We start from the raw sequence: 13,266 nt of genomic DNA on the forward strand, positions 1-13,266 counted from the left end.
CTGTATGAAGTGCACGGGAAATCGAACGTTTTACTCAGTTATGCCTCGATATATTCACCGCACTGAGGTTTAGGCTGTGACATATTCATCGCGCTCAAGCATAGAGGAGCCAGAATGAAAAATGAACTGATCAGGCTGATTTTTGTGCTTTTTTAGCGGGAAACGATCTCAGTTTTTGCTGCTGCACACCTCGCATTGTGGGTTTTTGGGCAGTTTCAGGGTACGGAACTGGGTGGTCATCGCGTCAAACAGCACTACCCGGTGGGTGGGTGGGGTGCCGTACCCGGTGAGCAGTTTGATCGCTTCCATCGCCTGTAAACTGCCGATCGTCCCGACCAGCGGTGCCATGACGCCCGCCTCTACGCAGGTCAGGGCGTTTTCACCGAATAACCGGCTCAGGCAGCGGTAGCAAGGCTCATCCGGCTGGTAGGTAAAGACGCTCAGTTGCCCCTCCATGCGGATCGCCGCGCCGGAAACCAGCGGGGTACGCGCCTGGAAACAGGCGCGGTTGAGCTGGTCGCGGGTGGCAACGTTGTCGCTGCAATCCAGCACCACATCGGCCTGCGCCACCTGCGCGGCCAGCGCGGCATCATCCGGCTGCCGGTTAAGCGCATGCAGCCGGACGTGCGGGTTGATTGCCGTGAGCGCCTGCGCCGCCGAATCCACTTTCGCCATGCCGATGCGCGCGTCATTGTGCAGCGTCTGGCGTTGCAGGTTGGAGAGCGCCACGGTGTCGAAATCCACCAGCGTCAGGGTGCCGACACCGGCCGCCGCCAGATATTGCGCGGCCGCACAGCCCAGCCCGCCGAGGCCAATCACCAGCGCATGGCCGGCTTTCAGTTTTTCCTGGCCGTCAAAATCGAAGCCGCGCAGCACAATCTGGCGGTTATAACGCAGCGCTTCCTCATCACTCAGTTCCGGCAGCATCTTCAGCCCCCCAGCAGGCGGTTGAACGGCTGAACCGTGACGAACTCACCTTCCGCCACCGACCCGCGATCACGCTCCAGCACAATAAAGCAGTTGGCCTGGGCAAAGGAGCTGAAGACATGCGACCCCTGATGGCCGGTGGTGCGCACCGCCAGTTCGCCGTGCTCATCGGTAAAGGCCATGCCGCGCTGGAAATCGAGCCGCCCCGGCTGTTTTTTCAGCGGGGTGACGGCGCGCGCCCTGAGGCTGGGCGGCAGGTGCCAGGCAGTGTGGCCGGTGAGACGGGCGATCAGCGGCTGCACCAGCTGGTAGAAGGTCAGCGCGGCGGAGACCGGGTTGCCCGGCAGGCCACAGAACCAGGCATGGCTGAGGCGGCCAAAAGCGAAGGGTTTGCCCGGCTTGATCGCCAGTTTCCAGAAGCCGATTTCGCCCAGCTCCTCCAGCATGGTTTTGGTGTAATCCGCTTCGCCGACTGAGACGCCGCCGCTGCTGATCACCAGATCGGCCGCCGCATCCGCCTGCTGGAACGCCTTGCGCAGTGCCTGCGGGTCATCCGGGATGATGCCTAAATCCACCACGGTGCAGCCGAGCTGCTCCAGCATCAGGCGCACACCGAACCGGTTGGTGTCGTAGATCTGGCCCGGTTGCAGCGGCGTGCCCACTGGTTGCAGCTCATCACCGGTGGAGAAAACCGCCACCGTCAGCGGTTCATACACTGCCACATCCGTCACGCCAAGCGACGCCAGCAGCGGCAGTTCCGCTGCGCCCAGCCGCACCCCGGCGCGCAGCACCACGGCACCCTGTTCAATATCTTCACCCGCCCGGCGGATGTTCTGCCCGGCTTTCACCGGCGCGGTAAAGCGCACGCCCTGTTCAGTGACCTCTGCCTGTTCCTGCATCACCACCGCCTCAGTACCCGGCGGCACCGGGGCGCCGGTCATGATGCGCAGGCAGGTGTTGGCCGGCCATTCCCCCTCAAACGGGTTACCGGCAAATGCCTTACCGGCGACCGGCAGCACCCCGGCGTCCAGGTCAGCCAGGCGCACGGCGTAGCCGTCCATCGCCGAGTTATCAAATGGCGGCACCTGCACCGGCGAGGTGACATCCGCCGCGGTGATGCGTCCGGCGGCGGTGGTCAGCGGCACGCGGGTGGCGATGCACTGGGTCGCCACCTGGGAGAGCATCTTTTCCAGGGCATCATCCAGCGAAAGCAGGCCGGAAACAGGGGGGTGTTGCGGGTGTTCTGAGGACATGAATGACTCCGTTGTACGGCAGCGCGGCCCGCCATCGGCAGGCCGGGGCAAAAATCGGGGATGTGCCCATTATGGCAGAGAACGCCGGGCTGACCAATCGGGCCGCCGTTCCCGTTTTGCCGCCGCTGCCGGGAAAGCGGGCAGGGCAGCGGGGAAACAGGCCAGGGAAAATCCGCGATTTACTGTGATTCAGGTCACATCGTGATGGGTAAAAGGGGCATTTCACGGCGTGAAGATAGTGCGCCCCGGCTTTCTGCTTAGCATGGGTTAACTGCCGTGCGGTGCGCGGCCCCTGTCACACAGCAAAGAGAGTAGAGCGATGAGTCAATCTGATTGGTCAATTTCCCCGCCGTTACCGACACTGGAATTCCATTGGGAAGAGGGCAAAGACCCGCAGACCCCGCAAGAGGTGAATCAGTTTTTCTACAGCGATGCGCTTCAGGTCATCAAGCAGCGGATCGTCGCCATCGGCCAGCGGATGTGGCAGAAGGACTACGTGGACGGCAACGGCGGCAATGTCTCGGTGCGCGTGGGCGACAATCTGGTGCTCTGCACCCCGACGCTTATCAGCAAAGGGTTTATGACGCCGGATGATATGTGCCTGGTGGACATGCAGGGCCGCCAGAAAGCGGGCAAGCGCCCGTCGACCAGCGAGATCAAAACGCACCTCGGCATTATGAGCCGCGTACCGGCGGCGAAATCCTGCGTTCACGCCCACCCGGTGCACGCCAATGCGTTTGTCATCACCGGCACGGTGCCGCCGACCGGGATTATGCCGGAGCCGGACATTTTCTTCGGTGAAGTGGTGCAGGCGAAATACGCGACGCCCGGCACGCCGGAGAATGCGGAGAACGTCGGGTCGGTCTCCCCGGATCACCAGTGTATTTTCATGGAAAACCACGGGGTGATCGTCTGGGGCAACCATGTGGAGGATGCCTACTGGAAGCTGGAGAACGTCGATTCTTACTGCCGCATCCTGCTGCTGGCGACCCAGCTTAACATCCCGATCCAGCAGGTGAACGCCGCCTCCATGCATGATTTTATCGCCTTGCGTAAGAAGCTCGGGATGCCGGATAACCGTGACCAGCGCAGCGCGGAGACGCTGTTTAATTTGCGGGAGTTTGCGGGGAGGGCGCTGAAAGCGCATCCAGAGGAGTGAGTCATCTGAGGGCGGCAGATAAGCCGCCCTCATTGGTGACGTGGCATGTTTCGGTTGTTGATGTGCGGTGGCGTTTCTTTTGTAGGTTAGTGGCATGTTTCGGTTGTTGATGTGCGGTGGATTAATTCTTTGGATTGAGGTTTGTTGCGTTGGCATACGCCTGCATTCTTTCTGCGGCTCCGCTGCCGCCACCGCGCAAGGGGCGCGTAGGCGCGCGCCCCTTGCATCCCCGCGCCTTGGGTGATCCGGCAGAATTATTGGCCGCTCCCGCGGCTTCCCTCCAGCGTTCTCCGGGCTTTTCGGGCCGGTACAGACACGCTCCCGGCGTGGCTGTACCTCTCGCACACATCCCTGTGTGCTCGCCCGGCCCTGCGTCCTCGTCGGCAATAATTTTAATGCCCCCACCTAACTGCAAATTCTTCGCTATGTAAGGAAAGAGTAGGTAGGTTCCTTTTAGGTTTTAAAGCAGTCATGAAAATCGCTGCCACATAAAAATGCAGCATGAAAAGAGCGCACCACGCGCCTAAAAAATCCCCCACCTACTATTTCCTCACATACTTATTGATTTGCAGAAGCGGTGGGGGCGTAAAAATCATTGCCGAGTGGAGCCGCAGGGCCGGGTGAGCGGGCATGGATGCCCGCGAGAGCCGCCCATGACAGGGACTGTCATTAGCGGCGGCCCGGAAACCCGGAGGCGAAATGAGGGGACACGCGAGAGCGTGCAATGATTCAGCCAAACCACCAAAAGCGCGCGGGTGCAGGGCCGGCGCGCCGGCAGGCCCTGCTCGGTTGAGGCTTGGTGGCTCAAGTAGATAAATACACATCAGCAACCGAAACATGCCACTTTACGACCAATGACGGCAGCGGAGCTGCAGAAAGACAGCGGGCGTATGCCAACGCAACAAACCTCGATCAAGAAACTAACCCACCACGCATGAACACCCGAAACATGCCACCCTACCGCCGCCGATCTAAGAAAGCGCCCCCACATGCCAATGTGATCCCCCACCCCTGAAAAATTTAAAAACAAAAAACCGTGATACCGTTTGCAATAAATAGCGGCCGATCCCAAAAGTGTCATCCCCCGCACGGTATGCTGGCACCGTTGATGCGCAGAGGGAGCGTGACCGGAGAATGAAAAATAGCCGCCATGAAGCGTTGCTGAAACTTGTTGCCGAGCAGGATGTGGTGAGCGTGAACCAGTTGTCCCTGCAATTAAATGTCTGCCGGGAGACGATCCGCCGTGACCTGAGCGAGTTGCAGGAGCAGGGGCTTATCCTGCGGCGTCACGGCAAAGCCAAACGGATTATCCAGCAGGATGACATCGGTGAACCCTTTATCCACCGGGCAAAAAGCCATTTCAGCGATAAAGATGACATCACCCGCCAGGCGCTGGCCTATATCGAACCGGGGATGCTCCTGGCGCTGGATGCCAGCTCCACCTGCTGGTATCTGGCGCGTAAACTGCCGGACGTGCCGCTCACCGTGCTGACCAACAGCGCGCGTATCGTGCGGGAACTGGAGCGGCGGCAGCACATCCGCGTGATCTGTACCGGCGGGGAGCTGCTGCGCAAAGAAGAGGTCTACCGCAACCCGGCCTTCTTCGCGCTGATCAAACATTATGATATCGATCTGTTTATGTTTTCCTGCGAAGGGCTGGATAAACAGGGGCTGCTGTGGGACTCCAACGACCATAACGCCGAATACAAAGCGATCCTGGTGAAGCGCGCGGCCCAGTCCCTGTTGCTGATGGACAAAAGCAAGCTGTGGCGGCAAGGCGTGGCGCGAATCTGCCTGTTACAGGAGGTCGATATCATCATCAGCAACCGCGAACTGAACCTGCCGCAAGCCGCCGGGTGCGTCTGACGCGCCCCACAACAGTGTTTCACCGGCCTGCTTATTTGCGTTTGGTGATTATTTTACCCTGATGTTATTCCCGCGCGGCGGTACGGTAAACCGGGCCCGCCCGGCCGCCGCGGCCCCCGCCTTTTTTCGCCTGCCTCTGCACCGCTTACTGATATTACTTTGAATATGCTAAGTAAATTACCGTCTAAGCCGGACGCAGTTTCCGCTTTACTTACGCCGTGCGGCTAAATATAGTCAAAAAAAAGCGCGTCCGGCCATTCAGTGCCACACTAAAAAACGTTGGCTTATTCATCTGCTCAATACTTCGTGACATAAGCCAGAAAAACAGTGACGCCAGAACGCGCCGGGATGCGCGCGTTTTTACGGACAGTTGACCAACAGGGTGCAGTGCCATCATGAGTAAACCAGAGATGACCGTTCACGGCGGTGCGCAAGCAGCGTCCGGCCTTGCCGTGGCCGTTACCGCCTTTCCCGCGAACCGGCTGACCGCGCCGCGCCGCCTAACCGGGCGCGCGCATTGAGCGGGGCCGGGCCGGTGCGTGCGCTTTCCTTTTCTGTCTCGCCTGCGGCGGCGGCCGGCCTCTTGCCGGACGACCAGGTGCTGGCCGTCAGCAATCTCAGCGTCGGGTTCACTTCGCAAAAACAGCACATCCAGGCGGTAAAGCAGCTCAGCTTTGAGGTGCGGCGCGGCGAAACCCTGGCGATTGTCGGGGAGTCCGGTTCCGGCAAATCCGTGACCTCGCTGGCGCTGATGCGGCTGGTGGAGCAGGGCGGCGGCGTGATTGAACAGGGGCAGATGCTGTTCCGCCGCCGGCGCGGCGCCGTGCTTGACCTGGCGCGGGCGACGCAATCCACCCTGCGCACCCTGCGCGGTGCCGATATGGCGATGATCTTCCAGGAGCCGATGACCTCCCTCAACCCGGTGTTCCCGGTCGGCGAGCAGATCGCCGAGTCCATCCGCCTGCATCAGGGCATGGACCGCCGCAGCGCGCGGCAGGAGGCGTTGCGGATGCTTGATCTGGTGCGCATCCCGGAAGCGCGCAATATCCTGGACCGCTACCCGCACCAGCTCTCCGGCGGGATGCGCCAGCGGGTGATGATTGCGATGGCACTCTCCTGCAAACCGGCGCTGCTGATTGCCGACGAACCCACCACCGCGCTGGATGTCACCATCCAGGCGCAAATCCTGCAACTGATCCGCGTGCTGCAACAAGAGATGCACATGGGGGTGATCTTTATCACCCATGACATGGGCGTGGTGGCCGAAGTGGCTGACCGGGTGCTGGTGATGTACCGCGGCGAAAGCGTGGAAACCGGCGACGTGAAACAGGTGTTTGCCGCCCCTGAACACCCCTACACCCGCGCCTTGCTGGCGGCGGTGCCGAAACTGGGCGCGATGCGCGGGAAACCTTTCCCGGCACGGTTTGACCTGATCCACGCCGGGGAGCAGGGCCGGGAGGCATTCCCGCCGCAGGACACCGTCCCGCCCGGCGCCGCGCCGGTGCTGCAGGTGCGCGATCTGGTGACGCGTTTTGACCTCCGCAGCGGGGTGTTCAACCGCGTCACCCGCCAGGTGCATGCGGTAGAAAAGGTCAGCTTTGATCTCTACCCCGGCGAGACGCTGGCGCTGGTTGGGGAGTCCGGCTGCGGCAAATCCACCACCGGGCGGTCGCTGCTGCGGCTGGTGGAGAGCCAGGGCGGCAGCCTCACCTTTAACGGCCAGTCGATCACCCATCTTTCCGGCGCGGCGCTGCAACACCTGCGGCGCGACATCCAGTTTATCTTCCAGGACCCTTACGCCTCGCTCGACCCGCGCCTCACGGTGGGTTACGCGATCATGGAGCCGCTGCTGGTGCACGGTGTGGCGCGCGGCAAAGAGGCTGAAGCGCGCGTCGCCTGGCTGCTGGAGCGGGTCGGGCTGCAACCGGAGCACGCCGCCCGTTACCCGCATGAGTTCTCCGGCGGCCAGCGCCAGCGCATCTGCATTGCGCGCGCGCTGGCGCTGAACCCGAAAGTGGTGATTGCCGACGAATCCGTCTCGGCGCTGGATGTGTCGGTACAGGCGCAGATTGTGAACCTGCTGATGGATCTCCAGCGCGAGTTCGGCATCGCGTTCCTGTTTATCTCGCATGACATGGCGGTCGTCGAGCGCATCAGCCACCGGGTGGCGGTGATGTTCCTGGGCCAGATTGTGGAGATCGGCCCGCGCCGCGCCGTATTTGAAAACCCGCAACACCCCTATACACGCAAATTGATGGCAGCCGTACCCGTGGCCGACCCGGCGCACCGCCGGCCGGAGCAGGCCCTTTTGGTGGATGAGATCCCAAGCCCGATCCGGGCAGCAGGTGACGAGCCTATCGTTGCGCCGCTGGTGCAGGTAGGGGACGGGCATTTCGTGGCCCGGCATCCGATTGCAGGTGCTTACTGACAGGGAATAACCCCAGGAGAATATAAAATGACTCAGCAGACTCTGCCCCGCCGCGCCCTGGTGGCCGGTGCCGTCCTGGCCATGCTGGCCGCCGCGCCCGCCTGGGCCGCGAAAGACGCCACCATCGCCGTCGGGTCGAATTTCACCTCGCTCGACCCGTATGACGCCAACGATTCGCTGTCGCAGGCGGTGGCAAAATCCTTCTATCAGGGGCTGTTCGGCTTCGATAAGGACATGAAACTGGTCAACGTGCTGGCGGACAGCTACCAGGTCAGCAGTGACGGCCTGGCCTATACCATCAAGCTGCACCCTGGGGTGAAATTCCAGGACGGCACCGACTTCAATGCGGAGGCGGTGAAGGTCAACCTCGACCGCGCCAGCAACCCGGACAGCCGCCTCAAGCGCTACAACCTGTTCAAGATGATCGCCTCGACCGAGGTGGTGGACCCGGCGACGGTGAAAATCACCCTGAAAGCGCCGTTCTCGGCCTTTATCAATAACCTGGCGCACCCGTCGGCGGTGATGATCTCCCCGGCGGCACTGGCGAAATATGGCAAAGAGATCGGCTTCCACCCGGTCGGCACCGGGCCGTACCAGTTTGTCGCCTGGAACCAGACCGACTACGTCAAAGTGAAGAAATTTGACGGTTACTGGAAGCCGGGCCTGCCGAAACTCGACAGCATCACCTGGCGCCCGGTGGTGGACAACAACACCCGCGCGGCGATGCTCCAGACCGGCGAGGCGGATTTCGCCTACCCGATCCCTTACGAGCAGGCCGCCATCCTGAAGAAAAACGCGAAACTGGATCTGGTCACCACGCCGTCGATCCTGCAGCGTTACATCAGCTTTAACGTCACGCAGAAACCGTTCGACAACCTGAAAGTGCGCCAGGCGATCAACTACGCCATCAATAAAGAGGCACTGATCAAAGTGGCCTTCTCCGGCTATGCCGTGCCGGCTGAAGGGCCGGTGCCGCCGGGCATCGATTACGCCGCGCAGTACAAGCCGTGGCCGTATGACCCGGCCAAAGCGCGTGAATTGCTGAAAGAGGCGGGGTACCCGAACGGCTTTACCACCACGCTCTGGTCGTCGCATAACCACAGCACCGCGCAGAAAGTGTTGCAGTTTACCCAGCAACAACTGGCGCAGGTCGGGATCAAGGCCACGGTGACAGCGATGGATGCCGGCCAGCGTGCCGCACAGGTAGAAGCGGTCGGCCAGAAAGAGGCCGGGGTACGCATGTTCTACACCGGCTGGTCCGCCTCTACCGGGGAAGCCGACTGGGCGCTGACGCCGCTGTTTGCCAGCCAGTCTGCGCCGCCGAAACAGTTCAACACAGCGTTCTACAGCAACCCGCAGGTGGATAAAGATTTAAGCGACGCGCTGGCCACCACCGATCGCGCGGCGAAAGCCAAGCTCTATAAAGATGCGCAGGATAAGATCTGGGCTGACGCGCCGTGGGCTTTCCTGGCCACGGAACGCCTGGTCTCCGCGCATAACAAACGCCTGACAGGGTTCTATATGATGCCGGATACCCTGTTCAGCTTTGATGACGCCGACATCAAATAAGGCGGCGGCGGGCAGCCATCACGGGTGCCCGCCGGTCACCGGCAGCCAGGGGCTTTTGGACCGATGCTGAACTATTTTCTGAAACGTGTTTTAGGGTTAATCCCGACACTGCTGATTGTGGCGGTGCTGGTGTTTTTGTTTGTCCATCTGCTGCCGGGCGACCCGGCGCGGCTGGTCGCCGGGCAGGATGCGGATGAGAGCGTGGTGGCGCTGGTGCGCCAGGATCTCGGCCTCGATAAACCGCTGCCGGTGCAGTTCTTCCACTTCTTTACCAATGTGGTGCAGGGCAATTTCGGCACGTCAATGGTGTCAAAACGGCCGGTGGCGGAGGAGATCGCCCAGCGCTTTATGCCGACGCTGTGGCTGACCCTCGCCAGCATGGCCTGGGCGGTGCTGTTCGGTATGGTGATTGGCGTGGTGTCTGCCGTCTGGCGCAACCGCTGGCCGGATCGCCTCGGCATGACGCTGGCCGTCTCCGGGATTTCCTTCCCGGCCTTCGCACTGGGGATGCTGCTGATGCAGGTCTTCTCCGTGAACCTCGGCTGGTTGCCCACCGTCGGTGCTGACAGCTGGCAGCACTACATTCTGCCCTCCATCACCCTGGGCGCGGCGGTGGCGGCGGTGATGGCCCGCTTCACCCGCGCCTCCTTTGTGGAGGTGATGCAGGAGGATTACATGCGCACCGCGCGCGCCAAAGGGGTGCGCGAAAGCGTGGTGGTGGTTAAGCATGGCCTGCGCAACGCGATGATCCCGGTGGTGACGATGATGGGCCTGCAATTCGGGTTTCTGCTCGGCGGCTCGATTGTGGTGGAGAAAGTCTTTAACTGGCCGGGGCTGGGGCGGCTGCTGGTGGATTCGGTGGAGATGCGCGACTACCCGGTGATCCAGGCCGAAGTGCTGCTGTTTTCGCTGGAGTTCATCCTGATTAACCTGGTGGTGGATATCCTGTACGCCGCCATCAACCCTACCATCCGCTATAAGTGAGGCCGCATGAAATTCTGGAGACGTGATGCCACACTGGCGGGGATGCCGGTAATCCGGGTGGCGGGGCTGGGCGCAACGCGCACGCCGTGGCGCGCCTTCTGGCAACGCTTCACCCATCAGCCGGTGGCGCTGGTGGCGGGGGTGTTTGTGCTGCTGCTGATTGCCGTGGCGCTGCTGGCACCCTGGCTGGTGCCGTATGACGCCGAAAATTACTTCGACTATGACCGCCTGAACGAGGGGCCGTCCGCAATGCACTGGCTGGGCGTGGACTCCCTCGGGCGGGATATTTTCAGCCGCATCCTGATGGGCACGCGTATTTCGCTGGCGGCCGGGGTTGGCTCAGTGGTAATCGGTGCGGCCATCGGCACGTTTTTCGGCCTGCTGGCCGGCTACTACGAAGGCTGGTGGGACCGCATCACCATGCGCATCTGTGATGTGCTGTTTGCCTTTCCCGGCATTCTGCTGGCGATAGGCGTGGTGGCGATCATGGGCAGCGGCATGGCCAACGTGATTGTGGCGGTGGCGATTTTCAGTATCCCGGCGTTTGCCCGGCTGGTGCGCGGCAATACGCTGGTGCTGAAACACCAGACGTTTATTGAGTCCGCGCGCAGCATCGGCGCGTCTGATGCCACCATCCTGCTGCGCCATGTGCTGCCGGGCACGCTCTCCTCGATTGTGGTCTACTTCACCATGCGCATCGGCACCTCGATAATCACCGCCGCCAGCCTCTCTTTCCTTGGGCTGGGCGCGCAACCGCCGACGCCGGAATGGGGCGCGATGCTCAACGAGGCGCGGGCGGATATGGTGATGGCACCGCATGTGGCGATTTTCCCGAGCCTGGCGATTTTCCTCACGGTGCTGGCGTTCAACCTGCTGGGTGACGGACTGCGGGATGCCCTGGACCCAAAACTGAAAACCTGAGCCTCCTGCCCACCTTTTATGCTGCCGCTTTTTTTGCCTTTTATCCTGAACGCCGCCGGTGTTCAGGCTATTTCAGGTAAAGGTGGAATGCGTATCGCAAAATAAGCGCGCTATTCTCTGCCGCTCGCCTGTAGAGATATTCGGGGCAGGTGGCGGTGAATTACCCCTTTCGGGGTAAAATTATTTCTCACGGCAGAAAATAGTAACCCTTTAGGGTTAGTTTATTCGCCTGTTTGCCGTTGCCATTATTTGGCTTCGAAAGTCAGCTGGCCTGAAAATAAACCACGTACGCGGTGCCTGCTACTCCGGATGAGGTAGAGGCGTGTAAGCGTTCACTATTTCTGCGGGTTAAGAACTCTCTTAGTCCCTGAATAAACCATTAATAATCAATGAGTAATGTCTTTGGTTTTGTGTGCTTGCCTGTCAGGAAATAGGTGTTTTTCACTTTGCTTCTGCCGGCCCGGCCCGCCGTAATAATGCGCGACAGCGCGAATTTTTATTAGCCACCGGCGCTTAATCGGCGTTTCTTTGATATTTCTCAGTAACCGTATTCTGCGCCTCAATAAAATTACCGCCTGATGCCTGGTCAGGCGGATTGATTTTAAAGGGGCGCATGTCGTGGAAAACAACCAAGTCATAGGCAATAACCAAAAAACCAAACGAACTCCAAACCCGGAAAATAAGCCGGATACCGGCCACCTTATTTCCGGCTGGGAACCTGAAAACCCCGTCTTCTGGGAGAACACCGGTAAATTCATTGCACGCCGCAACCTGGTCATCTCGGTGGCGGCGCTGCTGCTGGCGTTTTGCGTCTGGATGCTGTTCAGCACGGTGGCGGTCTACCTTAACCGTGTGGGCTTTGCCTTCACCACCGACCAGCTGTTCTGGCTCACGGCGCTGCCGTCGCTTTCCGGTGCGCTGCTGCGGGTGCCTTACTCCTTTGCCGTGCCGATCCTCGGCGGGCGCTTATGGACGGTTATCAGCACCGCCATCATGATCGTACCTTGTGTGTGGCTGGGCTATGCCATCCAGAACCCGCAGACGCCGTTCTGGGTGTTTGTGATCATCGCGCTGCTGTGCGGTTTCGCCGGGGCAAACTTTGCTTCCAGCATGGGCAACATCAGCCTGTTCTACCCGAAAAAACAGCAGGGCAGCGCGCTGGGGATTAACGGCGGGCTGGGCAATATGGGCGTCAGCGTGATGCAACTGCTCTCGCCGTTTATTGTGGCGCTGCCGCTCTTTACCTTTATCGGCGTGCAGGGCGTGGCACAGCCCGCCGGCGGCACGTTGTGGCTGGCGAACGCCGCGTGGGTCTGGGTGCCGCTGCTGGTGGTCACCACGCTGGCAGCCTGGTTCGGCATGAACGATCTCGCCGGCCTGAAAGCCTCGTTCCGGCAGCAACTGCCGGTGCTGAAAAGCGGCCATCTCTGGCTGCTCGGGATGCTCTACCTGGCGACCTTCGGCTCCTTTATCGGCTTTTCCGCCGGGTTCGCCATGCTGGCGAAAACGCAGTTCCCCGACATCGACATCATCAGGCTGGCCTTCTTCGGGCCGCTGCTGGGCGCGCTCGCCCGCTCGGGCGGGGGCATCCTCTCTGACAAATTCGGCGGCATCCGCGTCACCATCATCAACTACCTGCTGATGACCCTGTTCACCCTGGCGCTGTTCTTCACGCTGCCGGACAGCCACAGCAGCGGCAGCTTTGCCGCCTTCTACCTGATTTTCATGGGGCTGTTCCTGACCGCCGGGCTGGGCAGCGGCTCGACCTTCCAGATGATCGCCGTGATTTTCCGCCAGCTGGCGATGACGGCGGTGCTGAAAAAAGGCGGCACCCAGGAACAGGCGCAACATGTCGCCGTGACCGACACCGCTGCCGCGCTGGGCTTTATCTCCGCCATCGGCGCCATTGGCGGCTTCTTTATCCCGAAAGCCTTCGGCACCTCGCTGAGCCTCACCGGCTCGCCGGTCGGGGCGATGAAAATCTTCCTGATTTTCTACGCGGTCTGTTTCCTGGTGACCTGGCTGGTGTATGGCCGCCACCGCACGACGCCGTCGGCATAACGCTTGCCGGAACGCGGTGGTTCCGGCCTTTACCCCGCCCCCAGGGCATAGAGCAATGATTAAAAAAACGTCAGGGCATCTGACCCCGGCAGGAGAAC

Annotated in this window: 9 protein-coding genes; 7 read left to right on the top strand and 2 right to left on the bottom strand. The window is 61.0% G+C overall.

From position 1 onward, the window contains the following. Positions 1-168 precede the first annotated feature (168 nt). Both moeB and moeA read right to left on the bottom strand, forming a co-directional pair. Positions 169-927 carry a molybdopterin-synthase adenylyltransferase MoeB gene (gene moeB / locus JK232_RS12430; protein WP_101829388.1) on the bottom strand — a complete coding sequence of 253 codons (759 nt, stop codon included), beginning with the start codon at positions 925-927 and terminating at the stop codon, positions 169-171. A gap of 2 nt (positions 928-929) precedes the next feature. Further along, positions 930-2,180: a molybdopterin molybdotransferase MoeA gene (gene moeA / locus JK232_RS12435; protein WP_101857804.1), complete on the bottom strand. Its 1,251-nt coding sequence runs from the start codon at positions 2,178-2,180 to the stop codon at positions 930-932. A 319-nt stretch (positions 2,181-2,499) separates the two neighbouring features. Between moeA and JK232_RS12440 the strand changes: the two genes are divergently transcribed. The 7 genes from JK232_RS12440 (at position 2,500) to JK232_RS12470 (ending at position 13,168) form a co-directional block, all read left to right on the top strand. Continuing rightward, complete coding sequence (locus JK232_RS12440; protein ID WP_212589277.1) at positions 2,500-3,339, top strand: class II aldolase/adducin family protein; 840 nt, start codon at positions 2,500-2,502, stop codon at positions 3,337-3,339. Positions 3,340-4,473: 1,134 nt separating this feature from the next. Beyond that, entirely contained in the window at positions 4,474-5,205 is a 732-nt protein-coding gene (gene fucR / locus JK232_RS12445) for an L-fucose operon activator (RefSeq protein ID WP_072925940.1), read from the top strand. 583 nt (positions 5,206-5,788) lie between these two features. Next, positions 5,789-7,633 carry a glutathione ABC transporter ATP-binding protein GsiA gene (gene gsiA, locus JK232_RS12450; protein WP_246538531.1) on the top strand — a complete coding sequence of 615 codons (1,845 nt, stop codon included), beginning with the start codon at positions 5,789-5,791 and terminating at the stop codon, positions 7,631-7,633. Positions 7,634-7,660: 27 nt separating this feature from the next. Then, entirely contained in the window at positions 7,661-9,202 is a 1,542-nt protein-coding gene (gene gsiB, locus JK232_RS12455; RefSeq protein ID WP_072925939.1) for a glutathione ABC transporter substrate-binding protein GsiB, read from the top strand. 63 nt (positions 9,203-9,265) lie between these two features. Continuing rightward, complete coding sequence (gene gsiC / locus JK232_RS12460) at positions 9,266-10,186, top strand: glutathione ABC transporter permease GsiC (RefSeq protein WP_072925937.1); 921 nt, start codon at positions 9,266-9,268, stop codon at positions 10,184-10,186. A gap of 6 nt (positions 10,187-10,192) precedes the next feature. After that, positions 10,193-11,107: a glutathione ABC transporter permease GsiD gene (gene gsiD / locus JK232_RS12465; protein ID WP_101827903.1), complete on the top strand. Its 915-nt coding sequence runs from the start codon at positions 10,193-10,195 to the stop codon at positions 11,105-11,107. 702 nt (positions 11,108-11,809) lie between these two features. Next, positions 11,810-13,168 (top strand): NarK family nitrate/nitrite MFS transporter, encoded by a 1,359-nt coding sequence (locus tag JK232_RS12470; RefSeq protein WP_394854007.1) that lies wholly within the window; start codon positions 11,810-11,812, stop codon positions 13,166-13,168. The last annotated feature ends 98 nt before the right edge of the window (positions 13,169-13,266 follow it).

This window comes from Nissabacter archeti, from assembly GCF_018257325.1.
Lineage (GTDB): Bacteria > Pseudomonadota > Gammaproteobacteria > Enterobacterales > Enterobacteriaceae > Chimaeribacter > Chimaeribacter arupi.

Bases quoted from the DNA above. Each gene is read 5' to 3' on its own strand.
- moeB (WP_101829388.1), bottom strand. From the start codon at position 927: ATGCTGCCGGAACTGAGTGATGAGGAAGCGCTGCGTTATAACCGCCAG.
- moeA (WP_101857804.1), bottom strand. From the start codon at position 2,180: ATGTCCTCAGAACACCCGCAACACCCCCCTGTTTCCGGCCTGCTTTCG.
- JK232_RS12440 (WP_212589277.1), top strand. From the start codon at position 2,500: ATGAGTCAATCTGATTGGTCAATTTCCCCGCCGTTACCGACACTGGAA.
- fucR (WP_072925940.1), top strand. From the start codon at position 4,474: ATGAAAAATAGCCGCCATGAAGCGTTGCTGAAACTTGTTGCCGAGCAG.
- gsiB (WP_072925939.1), top strand. From the start codon at position 7,661: ATGACTCAGCAGACTCTGCCCCGCCGCGCCCTGGTGGCCGGTGCCGTC.
- gsiC (WP_072925937.1), top strand. From the start codon at position 9,266: ATGCTGAACTATTTTCTGAAACGTGTTTTAGGGTTAATCCCGACACTG.
- gsiD (WP_101827903.1), top strand. From the start codon at position 10,193: ATGAAATTCTGGAGACGTGATGCCACACTGGCGGGGATGCCGGTAATC.